The 19,690-nt window shown below is 71.0% G+C and carries 14 protein-coding genes; 4 read left to right on the top strand and 10 right to left on the bottom strand.

From position 1 onward, the window contains the following. Positions 1 to 134 precede the first annotated feature (134 nt). The 3 genes from ACIBA9_RS27005 to ACIBA9_RS26995 all read right to left on the bottom strand — a co-directional run bounded on the left by ACIBA9_RS27005 (position 135) and on the right by ACIBA9_RS26995 (position 6,065). Positions 135 to 2,882: an ATP-binding cassette domain-containing protein gene (locus tag ACIBA9_RS27005; RefSeq protein ID WP_399367079.1), complete on the bottom strand. Its 2,748-nt coding sequence runs from the start codon at positions 2,880 to 2,882 to the stop codon at positions 135 to 137. A 162-nt stretch (positions 2,883 to 3,044) separates the two neighbouring features. After that, a complete protein-coding gene (locus ACIBA9_RS27000) occupies positions 3,045 to 3,803 on the bottom strand; it encodes an NUDIX hydrolase (protein ID WP_362157685.1) in 759 nt (252 codons plus the stop codon). Positions 3,804 to 4,463: 660 nt separating this feature from the next. Continuing rightward, positions 4,464 to 6,065: a DUF4192 domain-containing protein gene (locus tag ACIBA9_RS26995; protein WP_399366902.1), complete on the bottom strand. Its 1,602-nt coding sequence runs from the start codon at positions 6,063 to 6,065 to the stop codon at positions 4,464 to 4,466. A gap of 141 nt (positions 6,066 to 6,206) precedes the next feature. Here ACIBA9_RS26995 and ACIBA9_RS26990 point away from each other — a divergent pair, with 141 nt between their 5' ends. Both ACIBA9_RS26990 and ACIBA9_RS26985 read left to right on the top strand, forming a co-directional pair. Next, on the top strand, positions 6,207 to 8,372 hold the full coding sequence (locus tag ACIBA9_RS26990; RefSeq protein WP_399366901.1) for a RecQ family ATP-dependent DNA helicase: 2,166 nt from the start codon (positions 6,207 to 6,209) through the stop codon (positions 8,370 to 8,372). A gap of 267 nt (positions 8,373 to 8,639) precedes the next feature. Beyond that, positions 8,640 to 9,254: a hypothetical protein gene (locus tag ACIBA9_RS26985; RefSeq protein ID WP_399366900.1), complete on the top strand. Its 615-nt coding sequence runs from the start codon at positions 8,640 to 8,642 to the stop codon at positions 9,252 to 9,254. A gap of 519 nt (positions 9,255 to 9,773) precedes the next feature. Here ACIBA9_RS26985 and ACIBA9_RS26980 read toward each other — a convergent pair. From ACIBA9_RS26980 to ACIBA9_RS26960, 5 genes are all read right to left on the bottom strand, one after another. Next, on the bottom strand, positions 9,774 to 10,406 hold the full coding sequence (locus ACIBA9_RS26980; RefSeq protein ID WP_393899115.1) for a hypothetical protein: 633 nt from the start codon (positions 10,404 to 10,406) through the stop codon (positions 9,774 to 9,776). Between the two features lie 68 nt (positions 10,407 to 10,474). Beyond that, positions 10,475 to 11,176, bottom strand: a complete 702-nt coding sequence (locus tag ACIBA9_RS26975; protein WP_399366898.1) for a ribonuclease HII — start codon at positions 11,174 to 11,176, stop codon at positions 10,475 to 10,477. Positions 11,177 to 11,561: 385 nt separating this feature from the next. Continuing rightward, on the bottom strand, positions 11,562 to 12,476 hold the full coding sequence (locus ACIBA9_RS26970; protein ID WP_399366897.1) for an ADP-ribosylglycohydrolase family protein: 915 nt from the start codon (positions 12,474 to 12,476) through the stop codon (positions 11,562 to 11,564). A gap of 12 nt (positions 12,477 to 12,488) precedes the next feature. Beyond that, positions 12,489 to 13,148 carry a histidine phosphatase family protein gene (locus ACIBA9_RS26965; protein WP_399366896.1) on the bottom strand — a complete coding sequence of 220 codons (660 nt, stop codon included), beginning with the start codon at positions 13,146 to 13,148 and terminating at the stop codon, positions 12,489 to 12,491. Positions 13,149 to 13,312: 164 nt separating this feature from the next. Then, positions 13,313 to 13,918 (bottom strand): YdbC family protein, encoded by a 606-nt coding sequence (locus ACIBA9_RS26960; protein WP_393899112.1) that lies wholly within the window; start codon positions 13,916 to 13,918, stop codon positions 13,313 to 13,315. Between the two features lie 150 nt (positions 13,919 to 14,068). Between ACIBA9_RS26960 and ACIBA9_RS26955 the strand changes: the two genes are divergently transcribed. Beyond that, entirely contained in the window at positions 14,069 to 14,602 is a 534-nt protein-coding gene (locus tag ACIBA9_RS26955) for a TerD family protein (protein WP_362157657.1), read from the top strand. Positions 14,603 to 14,701: 99 nt separating this feature from the next. Here the strand turns inward: ACIBA9_RS26955 and ACIBA9_RS26950 are convergent, their stop codons facing one another. Together ACIBA9_RS26950 and nrdR are read right to left on the bottom strand one after the other, a co-directional pair. After that, positions 14,702 to 17,599: a vitamin B12-dependent ribonucleotide reductase gene (locus ACIBA9_RS26950; RefSeq protein ID WP_399366895.1), complete on the bottom strand. Its 2,898-nt coding sequence runs from the start codon at positions 17,597 to 17,599 to the stop codon at positions 14,702 to 14,704. 167 nt (positions 17,600 to 17,766) lie between these two features. Continuing rightward, complete coding sequence (nrdR, locus tag ACIBA9_RS26945) at positions 17,767 to 18,318, bottom strand: transcriptional regulator NrdR (RefSeq protein ID WP_399366894.1); 552 nt, start codon at positions 18,316 to 18,318, stop codon at positions 17,767 to 17,769. Positions 18,319 to 18,880: 562 nt separating this feature from the next. On the opposite strand from nrdR, the gene lexA reads away from it, so the two are divergent. Continuing rightward, positions 18,881 to 19,660, top strand: a complete 780-nt coding sequence (lexA, locus tag ACIBA9_RS26940) for a transcriptional repressor LexA (protein ID WP_393899109.1) — start codon at positions 18,881 to 18,883, stop codon at positions 19,658 to 19,660. The last annotated feature ends 30 nt before the right edge of the window (positions 19,661 to 19,690 follow it).

Below are 19,690 nucleotides of genomic sequence, written 5' to 3'. Positions count from 1 at the left end.
CCCTTGAGGTCTTTGGTGAAAAGCACACGAAAGGGTGATCGCTCACTCCGTCGCAATTGACGCCTTATCGGAAAGAATTGGCCTTTCTGCGGGGAGTTGTGCGCACGACGGGACCACAAGCGCTCGAACAGTGGTCACCGGACCCTGGTGCGCAAGGTTGTGAACACATACGCGCAGAGCAGTCCGGTCAGGGACAACGTCATTGCGCCGCCCACGGGTTGGGCAAGGATCCGCACCGCCGCGACCAGATACCGGTCGCCTCCGAAGGGCCACTGCAGCAGCATGAGTTCCCGCATCCGCACCGGGAGACCGGCCGCCATCCGCATACCGGAACCCTGCAGCGCCTTGTGCACGAGCGGTACGACGAGGACAGGGACGGCGAGGACGGCGGCCAGGCCGGCCGTGGTGGACCGGAACACCCCGGCGGCCAGCACACCGGCCCAGGCGCAGCCGACCACCAGTCCGAACCAACTCGCGGTCAGCGAAAGCCAGTCCGCGGGAACTTGTGTGAGCTCCCGTCCGTACACGAGGTACAGCACTTCGGCGTCGCACCCCATGGTGAGGAAGGCCAGCAACAGCGCGGTGGCTCCGGCGACGAGCAGTTTGGCGGTCAGCAGCCCCAGCCTGCGGGGCACGGTGCCGCGGTCCACCGCCAGGGCGGGGTGGCGGAACTCGTCCCCGAAGGCCAGCGCGCCGAGCAGCCCGGCCGCGAACGCCGCGGGCGGCAGCGGCAGCTCCCGCGGCCATGCCGCGAACAGCCGAGCCTGCGGGGTGTGGCCGATTCTGGCCAGTACGACGGCGGTGAGCGCGGACACCACCAGCGTGGCCCCACAGGTGAGAAAGCCGGTGCCGACACCGGCGGCGCGGCGGATCTCGTAGCGCAGGGGGCGCAGCGGGGTGCGAGCGGGGCGGACGGAGATGGGCAGTGGAAGGGGGGAGTTGGCATCGGGCGCGGGCACGCCGTCGGGACGCACGGCGAGGCTCGGCTGAACCCTGCGCATGAGCGGATTCCGGGCGCCGGGGAGGCGGGTACGCGTGCGGGTGGCGAGGGCGCTCCCCGAGGCGCCGTCCCCGCCGCCGGTCCGCGGGCGCGACGACTCCGGACTCCCGGGCTCACCGACCTGCGCCGGGGCCGGGGCATCGGTGGAGCGGTTGTCGTCGACCGCCTTGGCCACCTCGGCGGGTTCCGCGCCGCCGGTGGGGCCGGCGGCTTCGAGGACCGTTTCTCCACAGGTCGCGGCCACTCCCGTGGCCGGGGACGCCTCGTCGGCCGAAGCGGCGCGGGAGGTCTCCGGGCGCTTCGCGGCCGACGCGCGGCCTGGACCCTCCCCGGTCGTAGACCACTCCCCCGCCCGGGTGTGCGTGTCCGCCCACGCGGAGGAGCCGGCAAGGCTGCCCTCCTCGTCGGCCGAAGACGTCCACGCTTCCCGGTCCGTGAAGAAGTCGGAGATGGCGCACTCTTCCGCCGGTCGTTCCTCGGCACCGTAGTCATGCCTGTGTGACGGGGCGCTCGTCGCCGCGACGCCGTGTTCCCCAGGTGCGCCGTCCGGCGTCGGCGCGTGCCGTTCCGGCCGGGAGACGCCGATCGCCGATGTGCCGGGCTCGGCCGTCGCCGGACCACCGCCGGTGCGGTCCGGCTCCGTCGACGGCTGCCCGTTCCTGCGGACGGACTCGACCGGCGGCAAGCCGGACCCGGCGCTCTGCCGGCCAGTCGTGGACAGGTCGGTAGCCACGCCCTCCCACTCCTCCGACGGCCGGTGGGCTCCGGTCTCCCGTCCCCGCCCTTCGGTCGAGGCGGCGTGCGATGCCGCGCCTCGCTCCACGGCAGAGGCGTCCAGACCGGTTCGCTTCCGGGCCGACGCGGCGGAGTTCGGTGCGGCCGAGTCCGATACGGGCGAATCCGATGCGGATGAGTCCGATGCGGGTGAGCCCGATGCGGGCGAGTCGCGCCGAGCCGACCGGGCACCCTCGGTCTCCATCCCGCCGGCGGGCTCCGCACCGGCTCCGGGCCCCATGTCGCCCTGCTCGTCGGCGAGTTGGTGGATCAAGATGCCGTTGCGGAACGCCGTCTCACCGATGTCGGCGGTCGTGGTGCCGTACACGCACAGACGGTTGCCGCCCTCTCGTACGACCTCCACGGACCGGCGGGCGGTACGGGCCTCCTTGGCGAGCAGGGCCGCGAGGCGCGCCGCGTGGGGGCTGCGAACGGCCACCCGCGGGCGCAGCCGGGTGCGGGCGAATTCCCTGGCGTCCTGGTCGGCGACGAGCCGGCCGCCGTCGAGGGTGACCACCCGGTCGGACGAGCGCGCGGCCTCCTTGGGGTCCGCCGTGGTGAAGAGCACCGTGCCGCCCTGACGGGCGTGGGCACGAAGCATGCCGTGCAGCCACTGCGCCTCACGCGCCGAGAGACCGTCGGCGGGTTCGTCCAGGACGAGTGTGTGCGGGTCCGGCAGGAGGGCACAGGCCAGTCCGAGTCTGCGGTCCACGCCGCACGACAGCGTGCCGAGGCGCTCCTCGCGGAAGCTGGCGAGGCCGACCACCTCGAGGACCTCGTCGGCACGCCGCGCGGGAACCCCCGACGCCGCGCACAGCATCCGCAGATGGCCACGGACCGAGCGGGCCGGATGCCCCGGTACGTCGCCGAGGAGTACGCCGACTTCCCGCGAGGGATGCGCGATGCGGTGCAGGGGCCGGCCTCTGAAGTAGGTGATGCCACGGCCCGGTTGCAGCTCGAGCATCAGTCTGAGCGCCGTCGTCTTGCCCGCGCCGGCGCCTCCGAGGAGCGCGGTGACATGCCCCGCGCGCGCTTCGAAGGAGACGTCGTCGACGGCGGGCGGGTGCGCCTTGCGGGGGTTGCTGGTCAGTCCGAAGGCCTGGATCACCTGCAGCAAGATAGCGCGCTATGTCCGGTTTTCTGGTGTATAGCGCGCTCTGACGCACGAGTGCCGCGCGGACTCCCCGTTCGTGTCCGCCGTTCGACGGACCCGGGCTCGATCGGACAGGGCGCCCTGCTCGAGGTACCGGCGGTCGTCCGCGCCGCGGCCTCAGACCTCGGGGCGCAGCATCGGAGGGTTCAGCAGCGTGGCACCGCCGGCCCGGAAGAGCTGGGCCGGACGGCCGCCCTGGCGGGTGGTCGTACCGCCCGTCGGAACGAGGAAGCCAGGCGTTCCCGTCACCTTGCGGTGGAAGTTCCGGGGGTCCAGGGCCACGCCCCACACCGCCTCGTAGACCCGGCGCAGCTCCCCCACGGTGAATTCGGGCGGGCAGAACGCGGTGGCCAGCGACGAGTACTCGATCTTGGAGCGGGCCCGTTCCACCCCGTCCGCGAGGATCTGGGCGTGGTCGAACGCGAGTGGAGCCACGGGCTCGCCGTCCCGGCCGTAACCGCCCTGCTGGAGCAGTTCCTCCACCGGTGCCCAGCGCGCGTTGCTGGCGTCCCCTCCCGCGCGTGGAGCGGGCAGGTCGGGTGCGAGCGCGAGATGCGCGACGCTGACCACACGCATGCGCGGGTCCCGCTCGGGGTCGCCGTAGGTGGCGAGCTGCTCGAGGTGGGCTCCGTTGTCCTGAGCCGGCGCCGAGGGGTCGTGCGCACGCAGCCCGGTCTCCTCGGCCAGCTCGCGTGCCGCCGCCTGGGACAGGTTTTCGTCGTCCCGTACGAAGCCGCCCGGCAGCGCCCAGCGCCCCTGGAAAGGGGGCTCGCCCCGGCGTACCGCCAGCGCGCACAGGGCATGGCGGCGCACGGTCAGCACGACCAGGTCCACGGTCACGGCGAAGGGCGGAAACGCTGACGGGTCGTAGGGCATGAGCGTGATCATAGTCGTCTGCCTGACGATAAACACTCCCCTCGCCGGTCACACCGGTGGTCGTTCCGCTTCGTCCCGCTCCGGGGCGGCGGGCCGGACTGCCGCCCCGCGCGGCGGCCGTATCCAACGAGGTCACGCTCCGGTCGCCGGGGCTCATGCCCCCCAGTTGCAGACCGTCCGCGGCCTCCTCGACCATGGCCAGTCCCAGACGGCCGACCCGTATGACGAAGGGGGCGCCCACCAGGCACAACCCGGTCAGGCAGAGTTCGCCGAGCGGCGCACCGGGCACCGGGCACCGGGCACCGGGCACCGGACACAGCGTGATCGTGCCGTTGGGCGCATCGGGACGGTACCGGCGGGGGCGGCGAGCACCTTCTGGTGGCTGGCGGCGGCCAGTCCCCGCTCGCCGCGTCTTCGACACGCGGGACGGCCGGTGCGGCGCCCCGCAGGACAGGGGGCGGGCAGCGGCAAGGCCGTCGGGGCGTTTCGCCACTCACGTGACCGGAGGGGGACTCGACGGAGTCAGGGTTCATGTCGGTGAAGCCGTCGGAACGGCGTCGTGGTGGCCCGGCGACGTCCGTCATCGCCGCCGCCCGCCTGCCGGCGCGAACGGATGCTTGCCGGGGCGGTCGGTGGCCCCTCGCTCCCCCTGGCTGGTGTTCAACCATCCCCCTCGCGCTCCGGGTGACCGCTTGCCGTGGGGGCGCCGCCGGTCGTGCCCTCGTGGGTTTCGGCCGGGCGCGTGCGTGTGCCGCCAGTGCCTCGAGAACCAGGTCGGGAGGGGTTGGTGGACGTCGGCCGAGGGCGAGAACCGGTCGGCCGGCGCCGCCCGCCGACCGACCGTTGCTCGCGGCACTCGTCGGTGTCTCCGGGCCGCACTCGTCGCCGTCGCCGCGTACGCGTGACCGAGCCGGGTTCGACAGACTGATCGTCTGCCGCCGACACCCCCGATCCCGGGGCCACGGCCGCTGCTGGGACGACCTCCCTCCCGTCCGCACGTGCCGACGGGCCCGCAAGCCGGACGGCCTCTTCCGTGTCCTCGGTCTCTTCCGTCTCCTCCGCCTGCTGCGACTCCCCCGTACGTCCCGGGCGCCCGGCGCGCAGGCAGCGGCGGATCGCCTCCGGGTCGAGGCCTTCGTTGCAGGCCTGGTGCAGCAGCCGGGCGAAGAGGTAGTCGGGGTCGGCGCCCAGGGCCATGGCAAGGGCCTCGCGTGCCTCCAGTTCGTCACCCGACGACCAGGCGACCCAGCCGGCCAGGGTCAGCGGGGCGGCGGCGTGCTCGCCGTAGGGACCGACGCAGCGACGGGCCAGGGCGCGCCACAGCCGTAGCGCCGGGGCCGCTTCCTCGCCCTCCATCCAGGCGGCCGCGCGATCGCGGGTCGTACGGTCCTGGAGGCCGAGGACGAGCCTCGCCGCCTCGTCGTGGCCGAGCAGGTCGTCGTCGCGCAGGTCGGCCGGATGCGTGCCGGACACCGGCGATGCCGCGGCGAAACGGCGGATGACGCGCTCGGCGAGGTCGAGGGTCTCCTCCGCGACGTCCACGCGGGTCGCCTCGTCCAGGACGCGGGGGACCAGGCTCATGCCGGCCGCGTCCAGGGCGATCTCCTGCGCCAGGGCCGCGGTGCTCTCCCAGGGTTGCAGCCTGGCGCGCAGCTCCCGCAGCGTGCCGCGGACCTGGATGCCGGCGTAGGTGGCCGCTGCGGCCAGCACGGAGGTTCCGGGAAGGCCCATCGGTGAGCCGTCGTCGGGGCAGCAGCCAGCGGTCGGGCAGCAGTAGCTCCAGAAGCGGCCGTCCGAGACGCACAGTGCCTCGATGACCGGCACGTCGAGGTCGCCACACGCCACGCGCAACAAGTGGGCCAACCTCTCCAGTCGCCGCTTGACGTCCCGGCCCGACTCACCCGGGGCCGGTTCCTGGCATACGTAGGCCACCATCTGCTCGGGGCGGGTGCCGCGCCGCTCGCTGCCGGTCACCAGTCCGCGGGCCAGCTGCCGGGCGGCCGCCTCCCAGTCCTCCTCGCTCGCGGGGATCCCGAGCCGGGCCCGCCCGCCGAACCTGCCCGGTCCGCCGCGGTCGTGGAGGGCGACCAGCACCATGCTGTCCTCCGGGCGGTAGCCGAGCAGATAGGGCAGGGCGTCGGCCAGCTCGGCGGGGGTGCGCAGGGTGACCTGCGTGTCGTGCGCGGACGGTCCGGTCGCGGGCTCCGGGCCCGAGATGCCGCTGTCCTCGAACGGTCCGGTCGTGTCGCTGTGATTCGTCATGCGCAGACGATCTCGCGGATCTTGCGACTCCGCTTGAGCCTGTGGATAAGTCGAATCAGGGACACGACAAGGCCGGATGGTTGTCCACAGTCGCGGGCCCGGGCCGCCCGCTTGTCGGTCCCGTCCTGTTGTATGGAACGCATGGAGCACACGAGCAACGCGGACCTCCGGGCACAGGCCGACACCGTCCTCGCCCGGCTCGTCGGAGATGCCACAGGCGCGGCGCGGCTGCGCGAGGACCAGTGGCGGGCGATCGAGGCGCTGGTCGCCGACCGCCGCCGGGCCCTGGTCGTGCAGCGCACGGGATGGGGCAAGTCCGCGGTGTACTTCGTGGCGACCTCGCTGCTGCGGGCCGCGGGAAGCGGCCCGACGGTGATCGTCTCGCCGTTGCTCGCGCTCATGCGCAACCAGGTGGAGGCCGCGGCCCGGGCCGGTATCCATGCCCGGACCATCAACTCGGCCAACACCGAGGAGTGGGACGCCGTCCAGACCGAGATCGCCGCCGGCGAGGTGGACGTCCTGCTCGTCAGTCCGGAGCGTCTGAACAACCCCGACTTCCGCGACCAGGTCCTGCCCAAGCTGTCGGCGGCGACCGGTCTGCTGGTCGTGGACGAGGCGCACTGCATCTCCGACTGGGGGCACGACTTCCGTCCCGACTACCGGAGGCTGCGCACCATGCTCGGGGACCTGCCGCCCGGCGTCCCGGTGCTGGCCACCACCGCCACGGCCAACGCGCGGGTCACCGCTGACGTCGCCGAGCAGTTGGGTACCGGAGGCACCTCGGACGCCCTGGTACTCAGGGGGCCGCTGGACCGCGAGAGCCTGAGTCTCGGCGTGCTGCGGCTGCCGGACGCCGCGCACCGCATGGCCTGGCTGGCCGATCACCTGGACGACCTGCCGGGATCTGGCATCGTCTACACGCTCACCGTCGCCGCCGCCGAGGAGGTCACCGCGTTCCTGCGACAGCGCGGGCACACCGTCGCCTCGTACACGGGAAAGACGGAGAACGCCGAACGGCAGCAGGCCGAGGAGGATCTGCTCGGCAACCGGGTGAAAGCGCTGATCGCCACCTCCGCCCTCGGCATGGGGTTCGACAAGCCCGACCTGGGGTTCGTGGTCCACCTCGGCTCGCCCTCCTCCCCCATCGCCTACTACCAGCAGGTGGGCCGGGCCGGCCGTGGCGTCGAACACGCGGAGGTGCTGTTGCTGCCGGGCAAGGAGGACGAGGCGATCTGGGAGTACTTCGCCTCCCTGGCCTTCCCCGCCGAGGAACTGGTCCGGCGCACCCTGGACGTCCTCGCCCGGGCGGACCGGCCCCTGTCGCTGCCCGCGCTTGAGCCGCTCGTCGAGCTGCGCCGCTCACGGCTGGAGACCATGCTGAAGGTCCTCGACGTGGACGGGGCGGTGCGGCGGGTCAAGGGCGGCTGGGTCGCGACCGGACAGCCATGGACGTACGACACCGAGCGTTACGCGTGGGTCGCTCGGCAGCGCGCCGCCGAGCAGCAGGCGATGCGTGCCTACGCGTCCACCACCGATTGCCGGATGGAGTACTTGCAACGGCAGTTGGACGACGAGGGCGCCAAACCGTGCGGCCGTTGCGACAACTGCGCCGGCCCGCGCTTCACGGCCGACATGTCCACGGCTGCGTTGGACGCCGCACGCAGCGATCTTGGCCGGGCGGGCGTCGAGGTGGAGCCCCGCCGCATGTGGCCGACCGGACTGCCGGCCGTCGGCGTCGACCTCAAGGGCCGCATTCCGGCAGGTGAACAGGCTGCGCAGGGAAGGGCCCTGGGGCGGTTGTCGGACATCGGCTGGGGCAACCGGTTGCGCCCTCTCTTCGCGTCCCAGGCACCGGACGCTCCTGTTCCGGACGACGTGGCAAAGGCCGTGGTGGACGTGCTTGCCGACTGGGCCAGGGGCCCCGGCGGCTGGGCCTCCGGCGCGGCCGACGCCCCGGCCCGGCCGGTCGGTGTGGTCACCATCGCCTCACGCACTCGGCCGCGATTGATCCAGTCCCTGGGCACCCGGATCGCCGAGATCGGCCGGCTGCCTCTGCTCGGCTCGGTGGACTACGCCGAGGACGTACCCCGAATGTCGCGCAGCAACAGCGCGCAGCGACTGAAGGCACTCGACGGAGCGTTGACGGTGCCGGCCGCCCTGGCCTCGGCCCTCGGGGAGGCCGGGGGCCCCGTTCTGCTGGTCGACGACTTCACCGAGACCGGCTGGACTCTCGCGGTCGCGGCCCGCCTGCTCAGGAGAGCCGGCGCCCGGGAGGTGCTGCCGCTGGTCCTCGCCGTCCAGGGATGACCCCGCGACCATCGGCGTGCACCGAACGTGACGTGAAGCGACACCCCAGGCGTCATGGGGCGACCGGGTGGGTAGGGATATAAACCCCGCACCAGCAGATAACCGGCGGTGGCGCCAATTGCTCGTTGCCGCAGCCCAGTTCGACAGGAAGAATTGAGATCCGCTCCCCGCACGATTCGCCCGTGTTCCGGTTGGGCTTCACTGCGGTGCGCGCTCCCCCGAATCCGACCTCGCCCGCACTATGGGCGCGTAGCCGAAGGGAGGAACGTGACCTTCGGATTCGCCTCGTCCTCGGCGGCTTCGCTGCCGACGTCCGCCGCCTCCGCCAGTCGCCTGCTCGAGCCGGCGGAATGGTCCGCCGCGGGAATCCCGCTGCTGCGCAACCCCCGTGAGGTCGTCAGTGGGTTGCACGCCCGCCATCGCCCCAAGCCGCTGACGGCGATCGTGGCCGTCCTCGGTCCGGACGAACGGTTGTGCGCCAGCGCCTCGTTCACACGGCGTGCCGCCCAGGCGGACGGCTGGATGTTCCGCAACGCGCTCCTGTCCCAGCTGCGCCGGGTCATCCCGCACGACCTTCGGCGCCGCACCCCGGTGCGCACGGCCGTGTTGCTCTACTGCCGTGAGGGCGAAGGGCGTTGGACGGAGGAGGACGGCGCCTGGATGTGGGGGCTGCGTGACGCGTGCACGCTGCACGGACTGAGGTGCGGGGCGTACATCACGCTGACGCACGAGGGCTGGCAGGTGCTCGGCGAGGGACGCGGCGGGCGACGCCCCAACGCTCACTCCGTTCCGGAGGCGTTGGCGATGACGCAGGCTCCGCCGCTCACCCCTCGCACCGGCGGCCCGGTCTCCGACGTCCTGCGACGCGCCGCGGCGCGCTGAGCAGCGGACCGCGAGAGCAGGCACCGCCGAGCACCGCACCGCCGGCATCACCGACACCGCCGAGCAGCACATCCCCGGAGCATGCCGCGCGCGTGGCCGTCCGTGCCGAACGATCCGCAGAAGCGCCACCGATCAGTGCCACGGGGGCGTCAACTGGCCCCGGCCAGAAGCCGGCAACCTGCCACCTGCCACCTGCCAGCGTGCAGGCAAGGCCGGCCCGCTCAAGGCAGACTGCGCCGCGCCCAGGGACCGCTCTTGAAGTGCCTATGTGCGGACCGCTGAGGCGGGGCTCAGGAACCGGCCCGTTCGGCGCCCTTCGGCCCCGACCGGCGTCGCCGCGGCGACCTGAACCCGTCCTCTGATGTCCCCCGACTCCCCCGCCGCACGCCTCGCGGAGGCCTCCTTCGAGGAGATGGCCACCGAGGTGACCCGGCATGCCTAAGGCGTCACCGTGCGGTGGCCGCCTGTGCGGCCACTACGCCACCCGGCGCCGCCGCGTCGCGGGGTGCCGTTCGCGGCTCAGACGCCGACGCCCAGCACCGAGTTGATCTGCTGCGGGTCACCGCAGACGATCAGCAGCGCACCCGCCCGGGAGTGGGCCAGCGGGAGGGCGGCGGCAACGGCGGCGGCGGAGTCTCCGTTGACGGCCACGACGACCACGGGTCGGGACGCGGCGCGGGAGACGACAGTGGCGTCGGTGTAGAAGACGTCGTCACCGGCGTCGTGCTGCGCCCAGTACGAGGCCTCACCGAAGGACAACTCGTGTTCGGCCCACGGGTGCCGGGCACCGGTGGTGATCACGAGCACCTCGCCGGGGGCACGACCCGACTCCAGGAGCAGGTCCACCGCCTCTTCGGCGGCGTCGAGGGCACCCTCGGCCGTGGCCGGGACCAACTGGATCTGAGGGCTCGCCACAGGTGCGGCGGGAGCGGCCGGCCCGGATGGGCTCGGCATGGCCGGAGCGACGTCACGCGGCGTGCGCTGCACCGGCGGTGTGGGCCGCGGGGGGCCCGGACGACCGGGGCGGGACGAGGCCGCGGGGCGGGGGCCGGGTACGGGGCGAGGGGTCGGCGCGATACGGCCGCTGGCCGGAGTGGCGCGGGGACCCTGGGCACTCTCGTAAATCTGAGGCTCCTCGGGAATGAGAGGCATGAGCTGATTTTTATCAAACATTGGTGCGGTGCGGATGACCGGGGGGCACATCAGTGCGAGCGGAACGGTCAGAAGTCGAAGCCGAGCTGACCTTCGATTTCCGGAACGCTTCCGTCCGCCCAGCTGCGGACCTTCTTGAGGTGCCGCCACTGAGGCAACGCATCAAGATACGCCCACGACAACCGGTGATGCGGGGTGGGCCCCCACTCCTCCAGCGCGGCCTTGTGCACGGGCGATGGATACCCGGCGTTGTCCGCAAAACCGAAGTGTGCATGGTCGCCACCCAGTTCGGCCATCATTTTGTCGCGCTGAACCTTGGCGATCACCGATGCCGCCGCGACGGCCACGCACGAGCGGTCGCCCTTGATGACCGTCCGCACCTGCCAGGGGGCACCGAGATAGTCGTGTTTCCCGTCGAGGATGACGGCCTCGGGGCGGACCGGCAGGGTGTCCAGAGCGCGACTCGCCGCCAACCGGAGCGCCGCCGTCATCCCCAAACCGTCGATCTCCTCGGGGGAAGCATGCCCCAGCGCGTAGGCCGTCACCCATGTCCGCAAGATGCCGGCCAGTTCCGTACGCCGCCGGATCGTCAGCAGCTTGGAGTCGGTGAGGCCCTCGGGCGGTCGGCGCAGTCCGGTGATCGCCGCGCAGACGGTGACGGGGCCGGCCCAGGCACCGCGCCCCACCTCGTCGACACCGGCGATGATCTTCGCTCCAGTCGTCGCGCGCAGCGAGCGCTCGACGGTATGAGTAGGCGGTTCGTACGGCATGGCGCCCTTAGCGTACGCCGCCGGGATTGCCACGCGACACCCTGGTCACCCAACGCCCGCGGCGACCGCCGGCCGGGACGTCCACCCCCTTCCAACCGGCGACGACGGGAGCGTCGGCCGATCCCTCGCCCCCCTCACACCTCCGGCCATTCCGTTCGCTGCCGCACACCATCGACCCTCCCCGCGAGGCCGGGTGCGGTGTCCGAGTCCAAGCCGGTTCACCCTGCCGAGGCGGAGGCCGAACCACGGCACAGATAACCCCCTGGCGGCTTTCGGAATACGCGACAGCCGACTACGTACGGCCGTCGTCGCCCGCACCACGAAGGTGCCCCATTCACACAGAATCGCAACTGTGAATACGGAGAACGAGCGGAACGCCGGACCCTCAGGACCGGGTGGGCACCCACTCCGGCAGCGCCTCGGCCCGTTCGACCCAGTGCGCGGGAGGTGCGCCCGCCTTGTTCGCGGCAAGCACACCGCCCATGATCGCGCAGGTCGTGTCGATGTCCCCGCCGACCTGGGCGGTCGTCCAGAACGCCGTCTCGTAGTCGCCCAGGCTCCGGGCGGCGGACCACAGGGCGAAGGGGACGGTGTCGTGGGCCGTCGTACGCCGCCCACACCCCAGGACGGCCGCGACGGTGGCCGCGTCGCCGTAGTCGAGCATGTCCCTGGCGCGGCGCAGGCCCTGGCCGACGGCGCTTCGCGGCACGAGCGCGATGACGCCGTCCAGCAGCGCCTCGGGGCTCGGCGGTCCGTCCGGCGAGCCGGCCAGCGCGGCGGCCGCGGCGACGGCCATGGCGCCGACCACGGCCTCCCGGTGCTGATGTGTGGGGTAGGCCGAGATCTCGGCCTGGTGGGTGGCCTGTTCGGGGTCGTCCGCGTACCAGGCGCCCAGGGGGGCGATGCGCATGGCCGCGCCGTTGCCCCAGGAGCCGCGTCCGTCGAAGAGGGCGGCGGACAGCTCACGCCAGTCTCCGCCCTCCCGGACCTGGTGCAGCAGCCGGCTGACCGCGGGCCCATAGCCCCGGTCGGCGTCGTGGTGCTCGGCGAAGGAGCGGGCCAGCGCGTCCTGGTCGACGCGTCGGTGCCCGGCGAGAACGGCGACCACGGAGCAGGCCATCTCGGTGTCGTCCGTCCACTTCCAGGGGTCCGCGGGCAGCTCGCGTCGCCTCAGCAGGGGGTGGTTGCCGGGCACGACGTACTGGGAGCCCAGGGCATCCCCCACGGCCAGCCCGCGCAGGCTCGCCAGGGCGCGCTCCATGCGCCCGGAGGAGCCGGAGGAAGAGGAGTCAGCGGTCATCGCCCTGTCACTTTATCCGGTGGCCCAGTACGGCTCCGGCTCGCGCCAGCGCTCGAAGGGCCGGTCGAGTGAGTACTTGCCGTCCTCTCCCAGAACGAGCATCCGCATCTCGGCGTTCCCGGGGTTCGACAGCGACTCGAATTCCGCCACCGTCCAGTGGAACCAGCGCATGCAGAACAGCCGCATGGCCAGGCCGTGTGTCACCAGGAGCACGTTCGGCGGGTGGTCCGGGGCCTCGAAGCTGCGGAAGAGGCTCTCCAGGAAGCCGCCGACCCGGTCGTACACGTCGGCGCCGGACTCGCCCTGCGGGAAGCGGAAGAAGAAGTGGCCGTAGGCGTCGCGGTAGGCCTTCTGCAGACGTACGTCGTCGCGGTCCTGCCAGTTGCCCCAGTCCTGCTCGCGCAGCCGGGGCTCCTCGCGGACGCGTATGAGTGCGGGGTCGAGCCGGCAGGCGGCGAGCGTTTCGAGCGTACGGCGGTACGGGGAGACGTAGACGCTCACGTGCTCCTGGCCGAAGACGTCCCGGAGTCTCCTGCCGGTCTCCTCGGCCTGGCGCCGGCCGCGCTCGGTCAGCGCGAGGGCGTGGTCGGGCTCGCGTTCGTACACGGAGTCGTCGATGTTGCCGGTTGACTCTCCGTGCCGGACAAGGACGATGCGCCGTGGTCGTGCCATGCCGAAACCCTAGATCGAACGAGGAAGAGGGGAGGACTCGTACGGGCCCCATACGCCGCAGATCACATGAATCGGGCGCCTGAAACCCGGAGTGGAGACGCACACCACACTACCGGCCGGGTAAGTTTGCTTTCCGAACTCGCCGGATTCGACACTCGCCGGATTCAGACCGTCCAGGACGGTTCCAGATCCACGATGTCACCCGAGAGCGCGGCGATGTCCGCCTCCGTCTGGGCGCGCAGGGCGAGGCGCTCCACCCGTTCGGTGCGGTATTTGCCGTGTTCGGCGGCCGACCGCCACATCGACAGGACCAGGAACTCCTGCTCGGGCGCCTCGCCGAACATGCCGCGGATCATGCCCGGCGAGCCGGCCATCGCGGGGTTCCAGACCTTCTCCTGCATGAGAGTGAAGTGCTCCACGCGCTCTTCGTGCACCCGGCACAGGGCCACGCGGATGAGATCGGAGTCGGTGAAGCGCGGCTCGAAGCCCGTCTTCACGTCGAAGCGGTACTCGAACAGCTTGACCTGGGCGTCCTTGAACGTGCCGGACTGGGCGGCCGCGAGCCGGTCGTGGGAACGGGCCATGAAGGAGTCGTAGAAGGCGCGGCTCTCCCAGAAGGCGAAGACGTGCGCCACCCCCTGCCGCTGCCGGCTCCAGCCTCCACCCTGTCCCCGAAAACCCGGCTCCCCCGGAAGCCCCGCCCATTTCCGCTGCCCGCGCTCGAAGCCGCGGCGGTCCACCACGGTGCAGCGAATCCACTTGACCAGCACCGCGCCATCGTAGGCCAGCGGGCGTGGCGCCGGTCACGCTCCGGCTCAGATCGCCTGCACGTGCGCTCCCGCGCGCGTGGGACGATGGACAAAGAGCCTCCGCTCGGCGGGAGTTGAGGCGCATGATCTTCAGGGGGAAGGGGAAGCCCGGTGACCGGCTTCAGCAAGGGAAACCGCAAGGTCCAGGTCGCGCTCAAGTGGGATCCCAGTGCGGCGGGTCAGCCCGCCACCGATCTCGACATCGTCGCGGCGACCTTCGTGTCCACGGACCCCTACGGGGCTCCGTCCTATCTGGTGCACTTCGACAGCCGCTCGCCGGACGGCACGATCTTCCTCGACCGGGACAGCACGGACGGCAAGGGGTTCGGCTGGGACGAGGTCATGACACTCGAACTGGACCGCCTGGACGGCCGCTACGCGCGCGTGGTGGTGGGCGTCGTCATCCAGCAGCGTCCCGCGCGCAGGACGTTCGCCGAGGTCCTGAACCCGGCCATGCGCGTCCGGGAGGGCTACACGGTCCTCTCGGAGGACGACTTCGGCACGGTCCACGGGGCGACGGCCGCCACCATCGCCGAGTTCGTCCGCGACGAGGCCGGCGAGTGGGTCTTCCGTGCCGGTGTGCACGGCTTCGACGAGGACCCGGCGACGTTCCCGCGCGTCATGGGCAGGGAGCACCGGGCCTGACGCCGCGGCGCTTCGAGGCTCGGGCCTGACGCTGGGACCTGTTACGGCGGAGGGGCGCCGGCCATGGCCGGCGCCCCTCGTCGAATGAACCGTCGTGCGTCAGCTGCAGCCGCTGGTCGAGCCGCAGCCCTCGCAGATGTAGCAGGAACCGGCCCGCTGCATCTTCGTACCGCAGGAGAAGCACAGCGGGGCGTCGGCCTGGATGCCCAGCTGCATCTCCACCAGCTCGGCGCTGGTGTGGGCCTGCTGCGGGGCGGGAGCCGCGACCTCGGCCTCGGCCTTCGGTGTGGCCACCGCCTTCAGCTCCTGGGCGCGCGGCGCCGACTGGGCCAGGCCCTCGACGTCGACCTCGTCCTCGGCCGACTCGTAGGAGCCGGTCTCCAGGTGGCGCTGCCGCTCCTCGGCGGAGTGGATGCCGAGCGCGGAGCGCGTCTCGAAGGGCAGGAAGTCCAGCGCCAGGCGGCGGAAGATGTAGTCGACGATCGACTGCGCCATCCGCACGTCCGGGTCGTCCGTCATGCCGGCCGGCTCGAAGCGCATGTTGGTGAACTTCGAGACGTAGGTCTCCAGCGGCACGCCGTACTGGAGGCCGACCGAGACGGCGATGGAGAAGGCGTCCATCATGCCCGCGAGGGTCGAACCCTGCTTGGACATCTTCAGGAAGACCTCGCCCAGACCGTCGTCCGGGTAGGAGTTGGCGGTCATGTAGCCCTCGGCACCGCCGACCGTGAAGGACGTGGTGATGCCGGGACGGCCCTTGGGCAGACGCTTGCGGACCGGGCGGTACTCGATCACCTTCTCGACCGCGGCACGGATCGTGTCCTCGGTCTTCTCGGTGATCTCGACCTTCTCGGTCTCCTTCTTCTTGGCGGAGAGCGGCTGGCCGACCTTGCAGTTGTCGCGGTAGATGGCGAGGGCCTTGACGCCGAGCTTCCAGGCCTCGTAGTAGATCTCCTCGACCTCCTCGACGGTCGCCGTCTCCGGCATGTTGACCGTCTTGGAGATGGCACCGGAGATCCAGGGCTGGATCGCGGCCATCATGCGGACGTGGCCCATCGGGGAGATGGCGCGCTCGCCCATGGCGCAGTCGAACACCTCGTAGTGCGCGGGCTTGAGGCCGGGGGCGTCGATCACATGACCGTGCTCGGCGATGTGGGCGACGATCGCCTCGATCTGCTCCTCCTGGTAGCCCAGGCGGCGCAGGGCCTGCGGGACCGTGCCGTTGACGATCTGCATCGAGCCGCCGCCGACCAGCTTCTTGAACTTGACCAGGGCGAGGTCGGGCTCGACACCGGTGGTGTCGCAGGACATCGCGAGGCCGATGGTGCCGGTCGGGGCGAGCACGGACGCCTGGGAGTTACGGAAGCCGTTCTTCTCACCGAGGCGCAGGACGTCCTGCCAGGCCTCCGTGGCGGCGGCCCAGACCGGGGAGTCCAGGTCGTCGGTCTGGACGGCCTTGGCGTTGGCGTCGGCGTGCTGGGCCATGACGCGCTTGTGGGCGTCGGCGTTGCGGGCGTAGCCGTCGTACGGGCCGACGACCGCGGCCAGCTCGGCCGAGCGGCGGTAGGCCGTGCCCGTCATCAGCGAGGTGATGGAGCCGGCCAGGGTGCGGCCGCCGTCCGAGTCGTACGCGTGGCCGGTCGCCATCAGCAGGGCGCCGAGGTTGGCGTAGCCGATGCCGAGCTGGCGGAACGCGCGCGTGTTCTCGCCGATCTTCTGGGTCGGGAAGTCCGCGAAGCAGATCGAGATGTCCATCGCGGTGATGACCAGCTCGACGACCTTCTGGAAGCGCTCGGTCTGGAAGGACTGGTTGCCCTTGCCGTCGTCCTTCAGGAACTTCATCAGGTTCAGCGAGGCCAGGTTGCAGGACGTGTTGTCCAGGTGCATGTACTCGCTGCACGGGTTCGACGCGGTGATCCGGCCGGACTCGGGGCAGGTGTGCCACGTGTTGATCGTGTCGTCGTACTGGATGCCCGGGTCGGCGCAGGCCCAGGCGGCCTGGGCGATCTTACGGAAGAGCGCCTTGGCGTCGACCTCCTCGATGACCTCACCGGTCATACGGCCACGCAGGGCGAACTTGCCGCCGTTCTCGACCGCCTGCATGAACTCGTCGTTCACACGGACCGAGTTGTTGGCGTTCTGGTACTGGACGGACGTGATGTCGTCGCCGCCCAGGTCCATGTCGAAGCCCGCGTCACGCAGGACGCGGATCTTCTCCTCTTCCTTGACCTTGGTCTCGATGAAGTCCTCGATGTCGGGGTGGTCGACGTCGAGCACGACCATCTTGGCGGCGCGGCGGGTGGCGCCACCGGACTTGATGGTGCCGGCGGAGGCATCGGCACCCCGCATGAAGGAGACCGGTCCGGAAGCGTTGCCGCCGGAGGAGAGCAGTTCCTTGGAGGAGCGGATGCGGGAGAGGTTCAGGCCGGCGCCCGAGCCCCCCTTGAAGATCATCCCCTCTTCCTTGTACCAGCCGAGGATGGACTCCATGGAGTCGTCGACGGACAGGATGAAGCAGGCGGAGACCTGCTGGGGCTGGGTGGTGCCGACGTTGAACCAGACGGGGCTGTTGAAGCTGAAGATCTGGTGCAGGAGCGCGTAGGCCAGCTCGTGCTCGAAGATCTCGGCGTCGGCGGGCGAGGCGAAGTACCTGTGGTCCTCGCCGGCCTTCCGGTACGTCTTCACGATGCGGTCGATCAGCTGCCTGAGGCTGACCTCGCGCTGCGGGGTGCCCACGGCGCCCCGGAAGTACTTGCTGGTGACGATGTTGACCGCGTTCACCGACCAGAAGTCGGGGAACTCGACGCCGCGCTGCTCGAAGTTGACCGAGCCGTCGCGCCAGTTGGTCATGACGACGTCACGGCGCTCCCAGGCGACCTCGTCATACGGGTGCACGCCCGGGGTGGTGTGAATGCGCTCGATGTGCAGCCCCTTGGTCCCCACCTTGCCGCCCTTGGCTCGGGAACCTCGTGCCGGACCGCTCGCCGTCTCTGTCATGCCGCCTCCCTATACGGGCAATAACGCCCCGAAGTGCCCCGCTTGTTCCCGTGACACGGTGTTCTGTCTTACGTTGCGGGCTACTCAGCTGCCGCTCGCAACAGGTCTTCGGCCGCCGCCTCCGGACGACCGGAACCGGGGTCTCCTCCCGGTTTCCGGCGTGTCCGTCAGTCGGCGGCGTGCGTGGGCGCGGGGACCTGACCGGTCCCGCCGCGCCCGCGCTCGTCTTCCTTGTTTCCCGCTCCCACGCCCTCGTCGTCCGCGGCGGGTTTCCGGGTCGCCTCGCGCAGTTCCGCGATCGCGGCCTCGAAGTCCTCAAGCGAGTCGAACGCCCGGTAGACGGAGGCGAATCGCAGATACGCGACGAGGTCGAGTTCCTGCAGCGGACCGAGTATGGCCAGACCCACGTCGTGCGTGGTCAGCTCGGCGCTCCCGGTGGCCCGCACCGCCTCTTCGACCCGCTGGCCGAGCTGGGCGAGCGCGTCCTCGGTGACGGGCCGCCCCTGACACGCCTTGCGCACGCCGTTGATGACCTTGGTCCGGCTGAAGGGCTCGGTCACTCCGGATCGCTTGACCACCATGAGAGAGCACGTCTCCACGGTCGTGAAACGACGGGAGCAGTCGGGGCACTGGCGGCGTCTGCGGATCGCCGTGCCGTCGTCGGTCGTACGACTGTCGACCACACGGCTGTCGGGATGCCTGCAGAAGGGGCAGTGCATGATCTCCAACCCTCCTCACAGCAGACTCAATAGCCTCGCAGGACACCATGTGTCCCGCGGAGCAGCCCTAAGCATAGGCGATCGGAGAGCCGTCCCGGACCGGGGGGACCACAACCACTGGGCCGCTGTAGCCATCCAACCACTAGATGTGGGGATTGGCTCATACATGGAGCTGAACTCGCGTGTCGCGACCGGACCCGCGGACCCGGCCCGGCAGCAGCGGTCCGTCCGAACACGCGGACGCAGCGTCGTATCCCCGGGGCGCTTACGGAGATACCGTGGGCGCCGCACGGAGGACACGTGCGACTCCGGCACGGAAGGGGCCCGCATCCCGGCGGGCTCGGTTCCGGATGGCACACTGGGGCGCGCCCACAAGGTCGACGACCCCGGCGGCGAACGTACAACAATGAGCGTATTTGCCCGTCAGGTGCCGCGTTAGCCATACACCCAGACACATGACCGCGACAGCCGAATCGCAGTTTTTCACTCGAACGTGTGTTTGGCGCAACCTTTCGAAAGCAACTACCGTTGTGCAGCAGGGAGACCATCGAGAGGGGCCGACGTGACCACCACCGCTGACAGTGCCACCATCACTGCCCAGGACCGCTCCCAGGGCCGGATCGAGCCGGTACACGCGATGAACGAAGCCACGAATCCGGAGGGACACAAGCGCTCCCTCCCTGGCCGACCTCCAGGCATCCGGGCGGACAGTTCCGGGCTCACCGACCGACAGCGCCGGGTGATCGAGGTCATCCGGGACTCCGTACAGCGCAGGGGCTACCCGCCGTCGATGCGCGAGATCGGCCAGGCCGTCGGCCTCTCCAGCACGTCCTCGGTCGCCCACCAGCTGATGGCACTCGAGCGCAAGGGCTTCCTGCGCCGCGACCCGCACCGGCCCCGCGCGTATGAGGTCCGTGGCTCCGACCAGGCCGTGACCGTGCAGCCCACGGACACCGCGGGCAAGCCCGCCGCGTCGTACGTCCCGCTGGTCGGCCGGATCGCCGCCGGTGGCCCCATCCTCGCGGAGGAGTCCGTCGAGGACGTCTTCCCCCTCCCCCGCCAGCTCGTCGGTGACGGCGAACTGTTCGTCCTCAAGGTCGTCGGCGACTCCATGATCGAGGCCGCGATCTGTGACGGTGACTGGGTCACCGTCCGCCGTCAGCCGGTCGCCGAGAACGGTGACATCGTCGCCGCCATGCTCGACGGCGAGGCCACGGTCAAGCGCTTCAAGCGCGAGGACGGCCATGTCTGGCTCCTCCCGCACAACTCGGCCTACGAGCCTATCCCCGGCGACGACGCGACCATCCTCGGCAAGGTCGTCGCCGTGCTGCGGCGCGTGTGACGACCGTGGCAGACGGGTCGACCACGACCC

The sequence above is a fragment of the Streptomyces sp. NPDC051452 genome (genome assembly GCF_044454765.1).
In the GTDB taxonomy this organism is placed as follows: domain Bacteria; phylum Actinomycetota; class Actinomycetes; order Streptomycetales; family Streptomycetaceae; genus Streptomyces.
This window is presented reverse-complemented; position numbering and strand designations above follow the sequence as displayed.

Bases quoted from the DNA above. Each gene is read 5' to 3' on its own strand.
- nrdR (WP_399366894.1), bottom strand. From the start codon at position 18,318: ATGCACTGCCCCTTCTGCAGGCATCCCGACAGCCGTGTGGTCGACAGT.
- ACIBA9_RS26970 (WP_399366897.1), bottom strand. From the start codon at position 12,476: ATGACCGCTGACTCCTCTTCCTCCGGCTCCTCCGGGCGCATGGAGCGC.
- ACIBA9_RS27000 (WP_362157685.1), bottom strand. From the start codon at position 3,803: ATGCCCTACGACCCGTCAGCGTTTCCGCCCTTCGCCGTGACCGTGGAC.
- ACIBA9_RS26950 (WP_399366895.1), bottom strand. From the start codon at position 17,599: ATGACAGAGACGGCGAGCGGTCCGGCACGAGGTTCCCGAGCCAAGGGC.
- ACIBA9_RS26980 (WP_393899115.1), bottom strand. From the start codon at position 10,406: ATGCCTCTCATTCCCGAGGAGCCTCAGATTTACGAGAGTGCCCAGGGT.
- ACIBA9_RS26990 (WP_399366901.1), top strand. From the start codon at position 6,207: ATGGAGCACACGAGCAACGCGGACCTCCGGGCACAGGCCGACACCGTC.
- ACIBA9_RS26965 (WP_399366896.1), bottom strand. From the start codon at position 13,148: ATGGCACGACCACGGCGCATCGTCCTTGTCCGGCACGGAGAGTCAACC.
- ACIBA9_RS26995 (WP_399366902.1), bottom strand. From the start codon at position 6,065: ATGACGAATCACAGCGACACGACCGGACCGTTCGAGGACAGCGGCATC.
- ACIBA9_RS26975 (WP_399366898.1), bottom strand. From the start codon at position 11,176: ATGCCGTACGAACCGCCTACTCATACCGTCGAGCGCTCGCTGCGCGCG.